The organism is uncultured Alcanivorax sp. (genome assembly GCF_947258575.1).
In the GTDB taxonomy this organism is placed as follows: domain Bacteria; phylum Pseudomonadota; class Gammaproteobacteria; order Pseudomonadales; family Alcanivoracaceae; genus Alcanivorax.
Genome location: NZ_CAMYIV010000010.1, coordinates 154,283 through 171,377, shown reverse-complemented (window position 1 = coordinate 171,377; position 17,095 = coordinate 154,283). Strand labels below are relative to the sequence as shown.

At 56.0% G+C, this 17,095-nt stretch carries 16 protein-coding genes; all 16 read right to left on the bottom strand.

Annotation, left to right across the window (positions count from 1 at the left end; translation table 11 throughout):
- Positions 1–673: 673 nt before the first annotated feature.
- The 16 genes from Q0Y02_RS10550 to Q0Y02_RS10475 all read right to left on the bottom strand — a co-directional run bounded on the left by Q0Y02_RS10550 (position 674) and on the right by Q0Y02_RS10475 (position 17,086).
- Entirely contained in the window at positions 674–2,275 is a 1,602-nt protein-coding gene (locus Q0Y02_RS10550; protein ID WP_297767778.1) for a hypothetical protein, read from the bottom strand.
- Positions 2,262–2,948 (bottom strand): hypothetical protein, encoded by a 687-nt coding sequence (locus tag Q0Y02_RS10545; protein ID WP_297767774.1) that lies wholly within the window; start codon positions 2,946–2,948, stop codon positions 2,262–2,264. The genes Q0Y02_RS10550 and Q0Y02_RS10545 overlap by 14 nt, the downstream gene beginning before the upstream one ends.
- Before the next feature lie 14 nt (positions 2,949–2,962).
- Positions 2,963–3,706 (bottom strand): hypothetical protein, encoded by a 744-nt coding sequence (locus Q0Y02_RS10540; protein WP_297767771.1) that lies wholly within the window; start codon positions 3,704–3,706, stop codon positions 2,963–2,965.
- A gap of 350 nt (positions 3,707–4,056) precedes the next feature.
- Positions 4,057–5,886 carry a glutamine--fructose-6-phosphate transaminase (isomerizing) gene (gene glmS / locus Q0Y02_RS10535; RefSeq protein WP_297767768.1) on the bottom strand — a complete coding sequence of 610 codons (1,830 nt, stop codon included), beginning with the start codon at positions 5,884–5,886 and terminating at the stop codon, positions 4,057–4,059.
- 138 nt (positions 5,887–6,024) lie between these two features.
- A complete protein-coding gene (gene glmU, locus Q0Y02_RS10530) occupies positions 6,025–7,392 on the bottom strand; it encodes a bifunctional UDP-N-acetylglucosamine diphosphorylase/glucosamine-1-phosphate N-acetyltransferase GlmU (protein ID WP_297767765.1) in 1,368 nt (455 codons plus the stop codon).
- A gap of 309 nt (positions 7,393–7,701) precedes the next feature.
- Positions 7,702–8,124 carry a F0F1 ATP synthase subunit epsilon gene (locus Q0Y02_RS10525; RefSeq protein ID WP_035245630.1) on the bottom strand — a complete coding sequence of 141 codons (423 nt, stop codon included), beginning with the start codon at positions 8,122–8,124 and terminating at the stop codon, positions 7,702–7,704.
- Between the two features lie 21 nt (positions 8,125–8,145).
- Entirely contained in the window at positions 8,146–9,528 is a 1,383-nt protein-coding gene (atpD, locus tag Q0Y02_RS10520) for a F0F1 ATP synthase subunit beta (RefSeq protein ID WP_297767763.1), read from the bottom strand.
- Positions 9,529–9,586: 58 nt separating this feature from the next.
- Positions 9,587–10,447 (bottom strand): F0F1 ATP synthase subunit gamma, encoded by an 861-nt coding sequence (gene atpG / locus Q0Y02_RS10515; RefSeq protein WP_297767760.1) that lies wholly within the window; start codon positions 10,445–10,447, stop codon positions 9,587–9,589.
- A gap of 23 nt (positions 10,448–10,470) precedes the next feature.
- The gene (gene atpA, locus Q0Y02_RS10510) at positions 10,471–12,015 is read right to left on the bottom strand and encodes a F0F1 ATP synthase subunit alpha (protein WP_035245636.1); all 1,545 of its coding nucleotides are present in this window, start codon (positions 12,013–12,015) and stop codon (positions 10,471–10,473) included.
- Between the two features lie 16 nt (positions 12,016–12,031).
- Positions 12,032–12,568, bottom strand: a complete 537-nt coding sequence (locus tag Q0Y02_RS10505; RefSeq protein ID WP_035245637.1) for a F0F1 ATP synthase subunit delta — start codon at positions 12,566–12,568, stop codon at positions 12,032–12,034.
- Between the two features lie 15 nt (positions 12,569–12,583).
- Complete coding sequence (locus tag Q0Y02_RS10500) at positions 12,584–13,054, bottom strand: F0F1 ATP synthase subunit B (RefSeq protein ID WP_035245638.1); 471 nt, start codon at positions 13,052–13,054, stop codon at positions 12,584–12,586.
- 64 nt (positions 13,055–13,118) lie between these two features.
- Entirely contained in the window at positions 13,119–13,340 is a 222-nt protein-coding gene (gene atpE / locus Q0Y02_RS10495) for a F0F1 ATP synthase subunit C (protein ID WP_007151035.1), read from the bottom strand.
- A gap of 56 nt (positions 13,341–13,396) precedes the next feature.
- A complete protein-coding gene (gene atpB / locus Q0Y02_RS10490) occupies positions 13,397–14,305 on the bottom strand; it encodes a F0F1 ATP synthase subunit A (protein WP_035245639.1) in 909 nt (302 codons plus the stop codon).
- Positions 14,306–14,340: 35 nt separating this feature from the next.
- Entirely contained in the window at positions 14,341–14,769 is a 429-nt protein-coding gene (locus Q0Y02_RS10485) for an ATP synthase subunit I (RefSeq protein WP_297767750.1), read from the bottom strand.
- A 253-nt stretch (positions 14,770–15,022) separates the two neighbouring features.
- Positions 15,023–16,126, bottom strand: coding sequence for a hypothetical protein (locus tag Q0Y02_RS10480; protein ID WP_297767745.1), 1,104 nt, complete (start codon positions 16,124–16,126; stop codon positions 15,023–15,025).
- 39 nt (positions 16,127–16,165) lie between these two features.
- Positions 16,166–17,086 (bottom strand): ParB/RepB/Spo0J family partition protein, encoded by a 921-nt coding sequence (locus tag Q0Y02_RS10475; protein ID WP_297767742.1) that lies wholly within the window; start codon positions 17,084–17,086, stop codon positions 16,166–16,168.
- Between the last annotated feature and the right edge of the window lie 9 nt (positions 17,087–17,095).

The following is a 17,095-nucleotide window of genomic DNA, read 5'->3' as shown; positions in this document are numbered from 1 at the left end:
GCGAGGCGGCAAGTCAGGGTTTAGCTTGGTTAAATTGGTGCGTGTCCCTTGTTTCTATCGCCCTTACCGAACAGCGGACTTTCACCGCTTGATTTATCGCCAGCTTTGCCCGGCGCTCGGCGTGTCCCCGATTATTCGTTATCAGAGATTCATTTCTAAGCCTTGATGTAGTGGTGTGCAAGGAGGGTTAAACAGCTAATTGTTTGGTGTTTCACTATTTGGATGATAGGGCTGGGAATAAGCGGCTCTGTTGCTGGGCACAAGAAAAGCACAAGAGGCAGGACTACTTGAACCAGAATCTACGGCTCCACGAGCCCCTAACTAGAACCATGATGGGAAATGGGAGACTTGACCCTCAAGGTTCCTCGCTCGGGAAGAGTTGAACCGAGAGCGGTCAAACGACGGCCAAAGCCTACACCACTACTGACGCGGCCCAGACATGAAGCACAAGCCGATATACGCAAGAACGGCCATCCTCCAAAGCAACGGGAATGGAACCGGTCAGCAGCATGAAAGGCTTGGACTTAAGTAAGTGCCATTCAGACCTGAACTCGAGTCGAGCACGAGCGGGGCTTATCAATCGGCAGAAATATTCGGGTGGATGGGAACGGTTAGCTATGTTTAGGTCAGAAAAGAGCGCATGAGGTAAAGCCCCCCTCATACGCTTGTGTCGTCATTGCCGCTCACCGCAGCGAAAACTTCCTTCCGCTTCGCACATCCAGAACGTTGTTCCCATACGGTTATTGCTATAGCAATTTTTAGCCTTTCCCCGAACAAGTCCACCGGCATTGAATTGTTCATCGAACAGACTAACACTACTACCAAATCCCATCGATTTGCATTGCTTGATTGCCTTGTCCTGCAACCGATTCAAAGCATCACTGCGCGCACGCTGCTCACTACTTGCTTCATAAAAGAAGGCACCGGCACTCATATCCGCCTTTTGCCAAGCCAGCAGACGCTCATCAGAAAATTTGTAACAATGATAGCGTTTGGGAATTCGCTTCATTGGAATGCGTACTCCCTGCTGGTTAATCGGCTCACAATCAGCGCCTACGGTGGCACCAGCCGCATCGCCGCCTCGTTTTGACGAGGATTGAGACATACCAGACGAAGACAAGGCAACATTATTTCCGCCACCACTCCCTCTTACTTTAACATCTGGCATTGTACGGCTACCCGTCAACTCTCCATTTGCCGTGCGCTCGATACTTTCCGACACATAAGCGTTACCGCCAACAGTACCACGCCAGCAGATACCCTCTTCTGCAAACAAGACGCCACCGTTACTTTCACAAGCCGCACGCCGCTCGGCAAGTGATCGCTGCAACAGACAGTGTCGTTTGTCTGCAACCCATTGGGCGCCTCGAGCCAGACATTTTTGTTTCGCCGTATCCACCTGCGCTGCACTGTTAGCTTGGGCCACGATAATTTTGCCATTGTTCGTCACGTTTGCCTGTTGCTGACGCTGCAATGCCGTTCGCCGTTGCAGATCCTCTAACGATTCATTACGGGCCTCGTGAACCATGGCCTGGATTTCCACAGCCTGCCGCTGGAACGTACGATCTCTCGCAGCCATATCCCGATTGGCCTGCTGCAAGCCATTATTAATTGCCCCTGCCACAGCCGGGTCTCCGATCACTTCCAGAATACTCATACCTGCATCGCCAGCGGTGCTTACGCCAACCGTAATCCCGGAAAACGCCCGCGCGATACCATCAGTAACATGGATCGGCTTGTCCATTTTTCTGTTAAGTCCAGCAAGTGACATAGATACATCCTGATCACGAAAATCCCTTAACGCGATTTCCATCCGGGCAGGAAGCAACTTGATCAATTGGTACTGGGGGTGTGCAGTACCGGTTGGTCCTCCACGTTTGATGTGGTGATAGCGGTATTCAGTCGTCAGAAGGTTCGCCCAAAGCGGAAATGAGGCTACAGCGAGTGACTCCTGGTCGGGACGAAAACGTGACATCTCCATGGTCACCCGCCATTTTGCTTTCACAAGTCCTATCGTTCCTTTTTTGGGTGATATTCCAACCAGATCGTCAGAGCGGACCTTGAAATCTATTCGGTAAACTACTTCACCTTTACCTGAAAACATCGGCTTCAATCGTTTACGTACGGCATTGCGTAGCTGCGGCTTGACCTCCTTTTTTACACCACTCATTTCGTACTTAATCGGGCCGAGCTTTCCCTCGTATAATACTTGCGCCTGTAAATGCTGAGCGGCCAACAATATTATCCCCATCGATAGCAATCTAATAAAGAACATAGTTCACCTGGATGCTCTTGATCGATTTCTCAATCAGGTTGGCATAAATTTCCTCTAACTCATCCTCCGACTCTTTACTCGGAAAAAATCCATGGGCCCATGGATTAAGACAGTTACGCGTAACATGTACGTTCTGTTCTGCATCGAGTGCATTACCCAGTTCACCGGCACGATACAGGCTGTGTTGAAGTGTGAAAGCAAAGTCGTCGCATAGAGGAGGGAGAAGGCCCAGCGTATAAGCGGTAACAAACACTGCCGCAACACCTACCCCACTACCATAGGTCGGTGTCTTGCGAAAACCCAGATCACTATAGACCAGAAAATAGTCCGCCTGATCTGGTGTTACCACTTTGTAGCCGTTTTTTCGAAGGGTTTTGCTGGCTTGCTCGACAAAAAAATCATCACCAAGATAACTATAAATATCAGGAATGCTTCCCCTGTCTTCTTCAGGTCGATTTGTTCCTTCGTAATAGCGAAAGCGACGCTTAAATCCAGGCGGCACATCACCATCAAACTGGTGTAGCGCAAACAGGTTATACTGAGCAGACGACACTACGGCAATGCCTGCATCAATACCTGCATGACCTATATCAACGGGTTCAACCTTTGGCGATATTGAGCAACCGGACATCAGCAGCAGTGTCGCGCACATGGCAATTATATTTTTTTTCATGAATATCCAACGCATCAGTAAAACATCCCTTGCTGCATGAGCTGATAAACCCGTGAAACATAACCATTAACCACCTGATTATCGAGGTAGGTATTGGCTTCAAGAAGATCCTTTTTGAAGATATAGTTGATAGGGGTATGTACCACGATAGCTAGCGGTGTGACATGTAGCGCAATATCAGTGCGAATTGGCTTTTCACCCTTTTGCGCTCCCTCCCAGGAGTCAAAAGCAATAACAACCTCATTTCTGCCTGACCGCCTGTCAATCAACTGACCTGAAGCCATGCATGCATCGCCCTTCGTTAACGGGTACAACATAAAAAGAGACAAGATCGTTGGTGCATTTTCAATAACAACATCAATGTCCTTGTGTTCTAGTTTCATGGTAAGAACAAAGTCTGCTTCAGCTTCACTATTGACAAGATCCATACCGAGAGAATCCAGCTGGCTACGAATCATGGTTTCCAGTTTGTCACCCTGAAGCCTGTAACCGATCGGGTAAGTGCGTCCGGCCAGCATTGAAAATGGAACCTCTATACCTTCCGCGTGGTGACCACTTCCAACGGCACACCACTTGGTTTTACCTTTTAGGTAAACCTTGCTCTTAGATACTGGCATTCCCTGTAAATCAGCCGTCGAATAATTATCAAGTGCTTCGCTATTCTTGAACGTCTTACTGCTAGCAGTCATTCGTGTATCCGAAAGCGCACACCCCCCGAATAAGATCAAAACAAACAAGAAAGGCATGAATTTATGCATTATATTTCCCCAATTTCCAGACACCGGCAATCAGCAGCCGTATTTTTAGCATGCGGCTGCAGTGATCTTTTAGACGAAGAAGATCCCCCAAGCGAAATTATGCTGTGACACACTATTTCACTTCATGAATTCAATTTTACAGTGCGACAGGTTGTATACGCATCCCCAATTTGGGGGATGCGTTGGGCCAGAACCCCGGTTACAGCCCGGAGTCTCTCCTCACTCTCTCCTGCGACCGCGCCGCCAGCGACGCTTCTACAGCAAGCTGATTCTTGTCAGCCTGTCCCCCACAAAAAAGCCCGGCATCGCCGGGCTTTCGTTATCAACTATCCATTCTCAATTATCAATTATTACTCCACCGTCACCGACTTCGCCAAATTCCGCGGCTGATCCACATCCGTCCCCCGCAGCACGGCCACATGGTAGCTAAGCAACTGCAACGGCACGGTATAGACGATCGGGGCAATGGTTTCCGGCACCGCCGGCATGTTCAGCACGTGGATGCCCTCGCCTTCTTTCACGTGGGCATTCTTGTCGGCGAACACGTACAGCTCACCGCCGCGGGCGCGGACTTCCTGCAGGTTGGATTTGAGTTTTTCCAGCAGTTCGTCGTTGGGCGCCACGGAGACCACTGGCATGTCGCTGTCTACCAGGGCCAGGGGGCCGTGCTTGAGCTCGCCGGCCGGGTAGGCTTCGGCGTGGATGTAGGAAATTTCCTTGAGCTTGAGGGCACCTTCCAGGGCCACCGGGAATTGCACGCCACGGCCCAGGAACAGGGTGTGGTGTTTTTCCACGAAGGCTTCGGAAAGCTTCTCGATGGGCTTGTCCAGCGCAACGGTCTGTTCGATCAGGTTGGGCAGCTGGCGCAGTTCGTCGAGGATGCCTTCGATGCGGGCATCATCCAGGCCTTTCTGGCGGCCCAGGGCCAGCACCAGCATGAGCAGGCCGGTGAGCTGGGTGGTGAATGCCTTGGTGGAGGCCACGCCGATTTCCGGGCCGGCCTTGGTGAGGAATACCAGTTCGGATTCGCGCACCAGGGAGGAGCTGTCCACGTTGCAGATGGCCAGGCGACCCACGTAGTTGGGTGACTGGGTATCACGCAGGGCCGCCAGGGTGTCGGCGGTTTCACCGCTCTGGGAGATGGTGACGAATAAGGTGCCTTCCGGTACCACGTGGTTGCGGTAGCGGAACTCGCTGGCCACTTCCACCTGGCAGGGAATGCCGGCGATGTCTTCCAGCCAGTAACGCGCCACCATGCCGGCGTGGTAGCTGGTGCCACAGGCAACAATCTGCACGGTTTTCACCCGGTCGAAGATGGCCGGGGCTTTTTCGCCGAAGGCGTCGATCAGGCTCGCCGGGCTGTCGATGCGGCCTTCCAGGGTTTTCTGGATGGCCGCCGGCTGCTCGAAGATTTCCTTCTGCATGTAGTGGCGATATTCGCCTTTTTCCGCGTCTTCGTGGGTGCCGTCGAATTCGTGGGTATCGCGATTGGCCGGGTTACCCTGTGCGTCGACGATACGAATACTGTCGGTGCTGATTTCCGCCTGGTCGCCTTCTTCCAGGAAGATGAAGCGGTTGGTCACCGGCAGCAGGGCCAGCTGGTCGGAGGCGATGTAGTTTTCGTCGATGCCCAGGCCGATCACCAGCGGGCTGCCGGAGCGCACGGCGACCAGTTTATGGGGCTCGTCCTTGTGGATCACGCCCAGGGCGTAGGCGCCATCCAGTTTCTTCACCACTTGCTGGACGGCGGTGAACAGATCCACGCCGGTGGCCAGTATCTGGTGGAGCAGGTGCACGATGACTTCGGTGTCGGTCTGGGACTGGAAGTCATAACCGGCGGCTTCCAGTTCGTCTTTCAGTTCCTGGAAGTTTTCGATGATGCCGTTGTGCACCAGGGCCAGATCGCTGCCGGACATGTGCGGGTGGGCGTTGTCTTCAGAGGGCTTGCCGTGGGTCGCCCAGCGGGTGTGCGCAATACCGGTGAAACCGGTGGTTTGCTCGTCCACGGTGGCGCTTTCCAGGCCAGCTACCTTGCCCTGGCGTCGCACCCGGGTAATGCCGGAATCATTGAGCAGCGCCACACCGGCGCTGTCGTAGCCCCGGTATTCCAGGCGCTTGAGGCCAGTGATCAGGATGTTGGTCACATTACGCTGGGCAATGGCCCCGACGATTCCACACATGTTGCGTTAGTCCTTTGTTTGAAGTCGAGCCCTCTCCCCCAGCCCCTCTCCCGCAAGCGGGAGAGGGGAGCTAAACACCCGCCGTTCTGGAGGGCTCCCTCCCAACTTGCCGGGGAGGGACAGGGAGAGGACCTGGTATTAACCTTTTTGCGGGCGTTTCCAGTCGCTGACGTTGCGCTGCTGGCCACGGGCGACGGCCAGGCCGTTGTCGTCCACATCCTTGGTGATGGTGCTGCCTGCGCCCACGGTGGCATTTTCGCCGATGGTGACCGGTGCCACCAGTGAAGAATTGGAGCCGATAAAGGCGCCGTCTTTCATCACGGTCTGGAATTTGTTGGCGCCATCGTAATTGCAGGTAATGGTGCCGGCGCCCACATTGACGCCCTTGCCGATCTGGCTGTCGCCGATGTAGGTGAGATGGTTCACCTTGGAACCCTCGCCCACATAGGACTTCTTGGTTTCCACAAAGTTGCCGATCTTGGCCTTGTCCGCCAGCTCGGTGCCGGGGCGCAGGCGAGCATAGGGGCCGATGGTGCAGTGCTCGCCGACAATGGCGCCATCCACCAGGCTGTTGGCTTCGATGACGGTGCCAGCACCGATGTTGGTATCGCGGATAATGCAGTTGGGGCCGATGACCACGCCTTCCTCGATGGTGACGTCGCCTTCCAGCACCACGTTCACATCGATGATCACATCCGTGGCGATCTGCACGCTGCCGCGTACATCAAGGCGGTTCGGGTCGCGCAGGGTGACGCCGTCGCGCATCAGGGATTCGGCCTGGGCCAGCTGGTAGATGCGCTCCAGGCGGGACAGCTGCACCCGGTCGTTAATACCGTCCACTTCCCAGGCGAATTCCGGCTGCAGGGTTTCCACGGTCAGACCGGACTGCACCGCCATGGCGATCACGTCGGTGAGGTAGTATTCGCCTTGGGCATTGTTACTGGACAGCTTGGGCAGGCAGTCATCCAGGAAGCCACGGGTGCAGGCGAGGATGCCGGTGTTGATTTCCGGGATACCCAGTTCCGCTTCGCTGGCGTCTTTCTGTTCGACGATGCGTTGCACATTGTTCTGGCCATCGCGAACGATGCGGCCATAGCCGCTGGGGTCGTCCAGGGTCAGGGTCATCAGCGCCAGGGTCTTGTCATCCACGGAGGCGACAAAATCCCGCAGGGTTTCCGGGCGGATCAGGGGGACGTCGCCGTACAGCACCAGTACGATATCTTCCTTGACCAGGGGCATCGCCTGGGCCACCGCATGGCCTGTGCCCAGCTGCTCGGCCTGCTCGGCCCACTGCAGGTGATCGCCGTTGACGATCTCTTTCACCTGATCCCCACCGTGGCCGTAGACGATGATGGTGTTGTCGGCGGCCAGGCTGCTGGCGGCATCCACCACATGCTGGACCATGGCTTTGCCGGCCACTTCATGCAGCACCTTGGGCAACGCACTTTTCATGCGGGTGCCTTTGCCGGCGGCGAGAATGACGACTGCAATAGACCCTGAACTCATACCCTGTCCTTATGTTTTACCCTTGTCGCGATCTGCCCTGCGGCTTTATAGCATGACATCGTGACATTTCTGTCTCTTGACCTGAATCCATGGTTTCAGCGTGGATGCATGGCGTAAGAATTTGTTGTCACAGGGAATTTTCTGAAGAAGCGTCGCATCAGGGAATGCGATCGACTGAAGAAAATTTTCTGTGGCGGCAAAGGCTTACGTCAGGCGCCGCGATCAAGTCATGGACTCAGGTCTATGACAGAAACAAAAAAGGGTAGCACTTGGCTACCCCCCTCTGTGTTGAAGAATTGCAAAAGGTGCTTACCGCCCTTTCTTCTTCAACTGCTGAATTGCGCGCAACTGGGCCACGGACTCGGCCAGGGTAGCGGCGGCACGGGAATAATCCATTTCGGAGTTCTTCCCTTCCAGTGCTTCCTTGGCGCGCTGTTTTGCCTGTTCGGCAGCAGCTTCATCCATGTTGTCGGCACGTTCTGCGGTATCGGCCAGCACAGTTACCAGCTTCGGCTGCACTTCCAGGAAGCCGCCGGATACATAGAACACTTCTTCTTCACCATTCTGCTTCTTCACCCGTACCGGACCCGGCTTGAGCCGGGTCAGCAGCGGGGCGTGGCCCGGCATGATACCGAGATCGCCTTCCACACCGGAGGCCACCACGATTTCAACCAGACCGGAGAACAGCTGGCGTTCTGCACTAACAATGTCGCAATGCACGGTCATCGCCATTTGCTTGTCTCCCGGTGCAGGTTACTTGCTACGTTTGTTGTAGGCTTCTACCACTTCGTCGATAGAACCCTTCATGTAGAAATCCTGCTCCGGGATGTGATCGTAATCACCGTCAAGGATGCCCCGGAAACCGGTGAGGGTGTCCTTCAGGGAAACATACTTGCCCGGAGAGCCAGTAAATACTTCGGCCACGAAGAACGGCTGGGACAGGTAACGTTCGATCTTACGAGCACGGGCAACGATGGTCTTGTCTTCTTCAGACAGTTCGTCCATGCCCAGGATCGCAATGATGTCCTTCAGTTCCTTGAAGCGCTGCAGTACAGACTGCACGCCACGGGCCACGTCGTAGTGTTCCTGACCAATCACCAGCGGATCCAGCTGACGAGAGGTGGAATCCAGCGGATCGATCGCCGGGTAGATACCCTTGGAGGCGATGTCACGGCTCAGTACCACGGTCGCATCAAGGTGAGCAAAGGTGGTTGCCGGAGACGGGTCAGTCAAGTCATCCGCAGGTACGTATACGGCCTGAACGGAGGTAATGGAACCGGTCTTGGTGGAAGTAATACGTTCCTGCAGAACGCCCATCTCTTCCGCCAGGGTCGGCTGGTAACCTACCGCTGAAGGCATACGGCCCAGCAGTGCAGATACTTCGGTACCGGCCAGGGTGTAACGGTAGATGTTATCCACGAAGAACAGTACGTCACGGCCTTCGTCACGGAACTTCTCGGCCATGGTCAGACCGGTCAGCGCTACACGCAGACGGTTACCTGGCGGCTCGTTCATCTGACCGTAAACCAGCGATACTTTATCGAGTACGTTGGAGTCCTTCATTTCGTGGTAGAAGTCGTTACCCTCACGAGTACGCTCACCCACACCGGCAAACACGGAGAAACCGGAGTGCTCGATCGCGATGTTCCGGATCAGCTCCATCATGTTTACGGTTTTACCTACACCCGCACCACCGAACAGGCCAACCTTACCGCCTTTGGCGAAAGGGCAAACCAGGTCGATTACCTTGATGCCGGTTTCCAGCAGTTCGTTGGTGGCTGCCTGGTCCGCATAGGTAGGAGCAGCACGGTGAATCGGCATGCGCTCTTCTTCACCGATCGGGCCGGCTTCGTCGATGGGTCGACCCAGCACGTCCATGATACGGCCCAGGGTCTTGGTGCCTACCGGAACCTGAATCGGCTCACCGGAGTCGATCACGTCAAGACCACGCTTCAGACCTTCGGTGGAGCCCATGGCAATGGTACGGACAACGCCGTCGCCCAGCTGCTGCTGAACTTCCAGCGTGGTTTCAGTACCGTCCACGGTGAGGGCGTCATATACCTTCGGTACGCCGTCGCGCGGGAATTCCACGTCGATCACAGCACCGATGATCTGAACAATACGACCGCTACTCATGCTTGCATCCTCTTAACTTGCGTTTTTGCCGCGTTCTTTCTACCAGTCTGCTGACAAATCAGACCGCAGCAGCACCACCAACGATTTCGGAGATTTCCTGCGTAATAGCAGCCTGGCGTGCTTTGTTGTACACCAGCTGCAGATCACGAATGATGTCGCCGGCGTTATCACTGGCCGCTTTCATCGCTACCATTCGCGCTGCCTGCTCACAGGCATTGTTTTCTACCACACCCTGATACACCTGGGACTCGATGAACCGCACCAGCAACTCGTCGAGCAGTGCTTTCGGGGCCGGCTCGTAAATATAGTCCCAGTGGCGCTTGAACTCTTCATCATCTGCTGCTTCCAGCGGCAGCATCTGAATGTTCTTGGGCGCCTGGGTCATGGTGTTCACGAACTCGTTGTACACGATGTACAAGCGGTCGATCTCACCATTATCGTAGGCATCCAGCATCGCTTTGATGGAACCGATCAGGTCGTTCAGGTGAGGGGCATCCCCCAAACCGGACACTGTCGCTTCCACATTGCCGCCAACACTTTTGAAGAAAGAAACACCCTTGGAGCCCACTACGCAGTACTGGGCCTTGGCGCCTTTTTCTTCCCACTCTCGCGAGCTTTTGACGACATTCTTGAGCAGGTTTACATTGAGGCCACCGCAGAGACCCCGATCGGAGGTCACTACGATGTAGCCAACGTTCTTCACTTCCCGCTCTTGCAGGTAGCTGTGCCGGTATTCCAGATCGGCATTGGCCAGATGTGCAACCACCTGACGCATGCGAGTCGCGTAGGGCTTGCTTGCCGCCATACGCTCCTGCGCTTTACGCATCTTGGAGGCTGCCACCATTTCCATTGCACGAGTAATTTTCTTCGTGCTCTGGACGCTGGCAATTTTGCCTTTGATCTCTTTACCGCTGGCCATAGGAAGTACCCTTTTTCAGCGAATTACCAGGTCTGGGTGGCTTTGAACTGATCGAGAGATTCTTTGATCTCGGCTTCGATCTCGCCGTTGTAGTCACCCTTCTCGTTGATTTTGTCCATCAACGCTTTCTTTTCGCTGTTCATGTAGTCCAGCAGAGCCGCTTCGAAGGCGCCGATTTTCTCGACTTCCATCCCTTTCAGGTAGCCTTCGTTCGCTGCGTACAGAACAACACCCATTTCGGCAACGCTCATGGGGCTGTACTGCTTCTGTTTCATCAGCTCGGTAACCGCCTGACCATGCTCCAGCTGTTCGCGGGTGGAGTCATCCAGGTCGGATGCGAACTGGGCGAATGCCGCCAGTTCACGGTACTGAGCCAGAGCCAGACGAATACCACCGCCGAGCTTCTTGACGATCTTGGTCTGCGCGGAACCACCTACACGGGATACGGATACACCCGCGTTCATCGCCGGACGAATACCGGAGTTGAACAGGTCGGTTTCCAGGAAGATCTGACCATCGGTAATGGAAATTACGTTGGTCGGTACGAAAGCGGAAACGTCACCACCCTGGGTTTCGATGATCGGCAGTGCGGTCAGAGAACCGGTTTTGCCTTTCACTTCACCGTTGGTGAACTGCTCTACGTAATCTTCGTTTACCTTGGCGGCGCGTTCCAGCAGACGGGAGTGCAGGTAGAACACGTCACCAGGATAAGCTTCACGACCCGGAGGACGACGCAGCAGCAGGGAAATCTGACGATAGGCCCAGGCTTGCTTGGTCAGATCATCATAAACGATCAGTGCATCTTCACCGCGATCACGGAAGTACTCGCCCATGGTGCAGCCGGCAAACGGTGCCAGGAACTGCATGGAAGCGGGATCGGAAGCGGAGGCCGCAACGATGATGGTGTTGTCCATCGCGCCGTGCTCTTCCAGCTTGCGCACCACGTTAGCAATGGTGGACTGCTTCTGACCGATGGCAACGTAGACACACTTAATGCCGGAGTCTTTCTGGTTGATGATCGCATCAACCGCTACCGCGGTCTTACCAATCTGACGGTCACCAATGATCAGCTCACGCTGACCACGGCCGATCGGCACCATGGCATCAATGGACTTGTAACCGGTCTGGACAGGCTCGTTAACCTCACGACGCCAGATAACGCCAGGCGCTACCTTTTCCACTGCGTCGGTCTGCTTGGCATCGATCGGGCCTTTGCCGTCGATCGGGTTACCCAGGGAGTCCACCACACGGCCCAGCAGTTCGGGGCCAGTCGGGACTTCCAGGATGCGGCCGGTACAACGTACCTTCTGACCTTCGGCCAGACCCAGGTAATCACCCAGGACCACGGCACCCACAGAGTCTTGCTCCAGGTTAAGGGCCATGCCGAAGATGCCGCCCTCAAACTCGATCATCTCGCCGAACATCACGTCGGCCAGACCATGAATACGCACGATACCATCGGATACGGATACAACCGTACCCTCGTTGCGTGCTTCGGTGGAGGTATCAAGTTTCGCAATGCGCGATTTGATAATCTCGCTGATTTCGGACGGGTTGAGTTGCTGCATCTCTAATCCCTCAAACTCAAGAGTTCAGTTGCTCTGCCAGACGATTCAGTCGGCCGCGCACACTGCCATCAATTACGGTATCGCCGGCTCGCACCAGCACGCCTCCAATCAGGGATTGGTCCACGGACGTGGTGACATTCACGTCCGTGCCAAGGCGTTTCTTCAGCGCTGTTACCAGCTTCTCGGTTGCAGCGTCGTCCAGATCGAATGCGGAGATAAGCTCCACATCGGTGAACCGCTGCTCCTGGGCCAGAAGCTCGTGGAACAGTTGCAGGATGATCGGCAAAAGCGGCAGGCGCTTGTTTTGCGCCAGCTGGGCAACAAAGTTGCTGCCACTTTCGTCGAGTTCATCGCCACAGACTTCTGCAAAAGCAGAAACCTTGGCAGCGTCATCCAGTTCCGGCTGGTCAAGGTAGGCACGCATGGTGGCATCACCTGCCACTGCCGCTGCCAAGCCCAGCATCTTTTCCCACTTGCCCAGGTCGCCTTGTTCCTTTGCAAAAACAAAGGCGGCCTTGGCGTAGGGGCGTGCGATGGTGGTCAGTTCAGCCATGGGTTACCCGTAGTCTCAGAGTTCAGCCGCCAGCTGCTCAAGCATCTGCTTGTGCGCGTCCTGGTTTACTTCGCCAGCCAGTACCTTCTCGGCACCGCTCAGCGCCAGGGCCGCCACTTCTTTACGCAGCTGCTCACGAGCCTGATTAACCTCTTGGTCAATCTCAGAGTGGGCTTTGGCTACCAGACGCTCACCTTCGGTGCGCGCTGCATCTTTAGCCTCTTCCACAATCTGATTAGCCCGACGATTGGCCTGATCAATAATTTCGGCCGCCTTCTCTTTCGCTTCTTTGAGATTGGCGGTCGCCTTTTCCTGCGCCAGTTCCAGATCACGCTCTGCCCGATCCGCGGCACTCAGGCCCTCGGCAATCTTCTGCTTACGTTCCTCGAGCGCCCGAGAAATCGGAGGCCAAACGAACTTCATGCAGAAGAACACAAACAGGGCAAACCAAATGGCCTGGCCAATTAGTGTCGCATTAATATTCATGCCAACACCTCAATCCGCGTTGCTTAGATTTCCCAAAATCGGGGCTTAAAAAGTAAAGCGCGATTTACTGGAAAATCAGCAGGAACGCGATGGCGATACAGATAATCGGCACAGCATCCAGCAGACCGGCGATGATGAACATGCGAGTTTGCAGCATCGGAGCCAGTTCAGGCTGACGAGCCACAGACTCCAGGAAACGACCACCCATCATGCCGAAGCCCAGACCTGCGCCGATGGCCGCCAGGCCAGCTACGATAGCAGCAGCAAGAAATTGAATGCCTTCCATCTTTACACTCCCGTTAAGTGCTTGGTTGGTTTAATTAAAAACCGGTTTAAAAAAACTTAGTGCTCTTCGACCGCCATGCTCAGATACACGATGGTCAGAACCATGAAGATAAATGCCTGCAGGGTGATTACCAGAATATGGAATACCGCCCAGGGCCAGGCACCTACGAACTGCCAGGTGCCCATCATGGCTGCCAGCAGAATAAACACAAACTCACCCGCGTACATGTTACCGAACAGTCGCAGGCCCAGAGATACCGGCTTGGCCAGCAGAGCAATGGTTTCCAGCAGCAGGTTCACCGGGATCAGAAGTGCTTTGACCACCGGGTTGCCGGATTCAAAAGGATGCAGTGCCAGAGTTCCGACAAATCCGCCCACACCTTTGGTTTTGATGGTGAGGAAAATGATCAGGAACATTACGCTAAATGACATGCCAAGAGTAATGTTCGGATCCGTGGTCGGAACAATCTTGAAGTAGGCTTCGTGAGCGCTCCAGCCGAAGAAGCTCACCATTACCCACTCAAATGTCTTCGGGATAAAGTCCACAGGGACCAGATCCATCAGGTTCATCAGGAAGACCCAGCAGAAGATCACCAGTGACAGCGGGGCGATCAGCTTGCTCTTGCCATGGAAAGAGTCGCGAACCTGGGTATCAATAAACTCGATAATGATTTCCACGAAATTAAGGAAACCGGAAGGGATGCCGGCAGTCGCCTTACGGGCGCCGAGCCAGAACAACAGGCACATGATAATGCCGAGGCCGCCAGACCACACCAGAGAGTCCACGTGAAAGGCGGCGAAGCCCATGTCTTTGGCTTCGTTACCGTTACAGGCGAAGGTCCAGGTAGTCTCGGTCAGCGTCTCCGCGTGACCATGGCATTCACGGACATACCCTTCGGGCAGTTTGCCATAGGTCAGATTACCCAGATGGTGCTTGATATACTCGCCGGCGGAGTTCGCTGCCATGTCAAACCTCTGTTAGAGAGCCGATGCCTACAGTCTCAGTCGTCTTGACTGTCTTGTTCTGCCGCTGTTTGCCCGTCCAGGCGTGCCACCTGAACCCAGCCCACGATCTGGGTCAGCATGAAACCCAGCAGCAGAACCATTGCAATCTTCATTTCCCGCGCTTCAGGGACCTTGGAGAAAGTGAGCCAGAACAGCAACAACATAATTGCGATCTTGCCCATCTCTGCCCGAATCGCCGCTGTCGCCATGCGTTTCGGTGCGCGGTTACCGGGGTGCATCCATAATTGAAAGCCGCCCCAGGCGTATGCGATCAGGCTGATAGTGCCTCCCCAGGCCGCTACCAGACCGGCCAGCGTACCGGCCAGGGAAGTTACCAGCAGCGCGAATATCACCAGCGTTGCAAGCTGGGCGCGCATTAAGCCCCAGAACAAGGTTCTGTTGGGCTGAAATTCGTTGCTGGTCACCGTAAAGCCTCTGGGCCGATGCAAGTCGATGCCGCACCAGGCGCAAGGTCATGGCACCCCTGATCTTTAGCGCGGCGAAGTATATGGAGTTGGCAGGCCACTGGCAACCGTGCAGGGCGGATTGTTAGTCAATGTCAGAGCAATTGCGGAAGGGAAAAGTGGTGAGAACGGGGCCACGCCCATTATGAACCTGATTCACACATTTTGGTAAACATTAAAATTCTTTTGTTTACCGGTCCGCAAAAGCCACCCGCTATGGCCTGGCAGGCAAAATCGACGCCAGGGCGGCAAGCTGATCCCGGTCGCCATGGACCGCCAGCACCGGCCAGATGGCTTCTACCATGGCCGTCGCTTCATCGGTCTGCCGCAGCCGCAGCAGGACGCGCGCCGCATCTCCGGCGACCATGGCCAGGGTGCACCACACCGCTGGATTGCCGGCCAGCGCTTCCAGCCGGTCAAGGGCCTCGCGCAGGTGTGAAGCCGCTGGCTCATAGCGCCCCTGGCGCAATGCCACAATGCCCTCCACCCAGGGCACAAAGGCATCGCCATATTCCGGCAGTAACGCCGGGTCTACCTCGAGCAGCAGGCAGTGGGCCCGGGCTGCGGAGCCGTAGCGGGCTTCCATGAGGGCATAGTCCAGGGTCTGGCTGGGATCCTGCTGCGAGGCCGCCACGGCCTCGCGATGGCAGCATAGCTGCGCCTCATGCTCACCCGCCGCCAGGTAGACCCGCGCCTGCTGGGCGGCATACATGCCCGGCATCAACATATCCATGACCGGCTGCCAGGGGGCGAGGGTACCGAGTGCCTCGTCGGTATCGCCGACCCTCGCCTGCACACAGGCGCGCTGCACCGTCAATTCCATGGCCACGGACTCATCACGGATACGGCGACTCAGGCGGTCACCCAGAGAGGTAGCTTTCTGCCAGTGGCCCAGGGCGATGGCGGACAGCATGGCATCAAAATCCCGGGCGTCGCGGTATTTCCACAGGGAGATGGCCGCCGCTGTCAGGGGCAGAAGCAACAACAGACCGGCCCAGAATCGATAGTCGGCCAGCCACAGGAGCACCGCTCCGGGCACGGCCAACAGCCAGAGCAGCCAGGTTTGCTTGAGCAGCATCAACAGGAAGGGGAGCAGCCCGTGACGGGCCTGGAAATAGTGGCGTAGTTCGGCGTAGTTCCGATCCCCCAGTCCGCGGGTATCCAGGGGCATGGCGGCGCTCATGGCATCGTTCTGCAGACGCACGGACTGCAGACCCTGCTCCTTGAGCAAGGTCAGCGCCTCAGCGGCGCTAGCCGCATCCTGAATACCGGAAACCGGTTTGCCGTCGGCCTCGGCCCGGTAAAGAAACCGCCCCACTATCCCTTCATCCTTTCCCTGGATAACACGCCGGACGGATTACTTGATATGGGCCAGGATGCCGTCCAGTTCATCCAGGTTGTTATAGCTGATCACCAGTTTGCCCTTGTTACCCTGGCCTTGCTGGATCTGCACCGGCGCTCCCAGACGATCGGACAAGTCGCCGATCAGTGCTTTCACGTTGGGATCTTCCTTGGGCGGTGCCGGTTTGGCGGGTTTGGCTTTTTCGAAATCACGGACCAGCTCTTCGGTCTGACGCACGGACAGCCCTTTGGCCACCACGGTGCGCGCCGCTTCCACCTGTTTGTTGCCGGTCAGCGCCAGCAGCGCTCGGGCATGGCCCATTTCCAGGTCGCCGTGCTCGAGCAGCTTCTTGACGTCGGATTCCAGGCTCATCAGGCGCAGCAGGTTGGTGACCATGGCGCGGGATTTGCCCACCGCGTCGGCCACCTGCTGGTGGGTCAGCCCGAATTCCTCCTTCAGGCGCCCCAGGGCGATGGCCTCTTCCATGGGATTGAGGTTTTCCCGCTGGATGTTCTCGATCAGCGCCATGGCAATGGCGGCTTCGTCGGGCACCTCGCGGATTACCGCGGGAATGGTGTCCAGCTCGGCCATCTTGGCGGCACGCCAGCGGCGTTCACCGGCAATGATCTCGTAGCGCTTTTCGCCGAGAGGACGCACCACGATGGGCTGCATGACCCCCTGGGCGCGGATGGACTCGGCCAGCTCTTCCAGGGCATCCGGGGACATGTCACGGCGCGGCTGGTAACGACCGCGCTCCATGCAATCTACCGGCAGGTGCCGCAGCTCGCCGTCACGGGGGGGATATTCCACACCGCTGACTCGGTCTTCCTCCTCCTGCTTGATGCGCACTTCGTCCTGGTGCTGCTGGTAGGATTCGCTGCTGCTGAGCAGGGCATCCAGGCCCTTGCTGAGACCGCGTTTACGCTTTGCCGCCATGATGTTTCG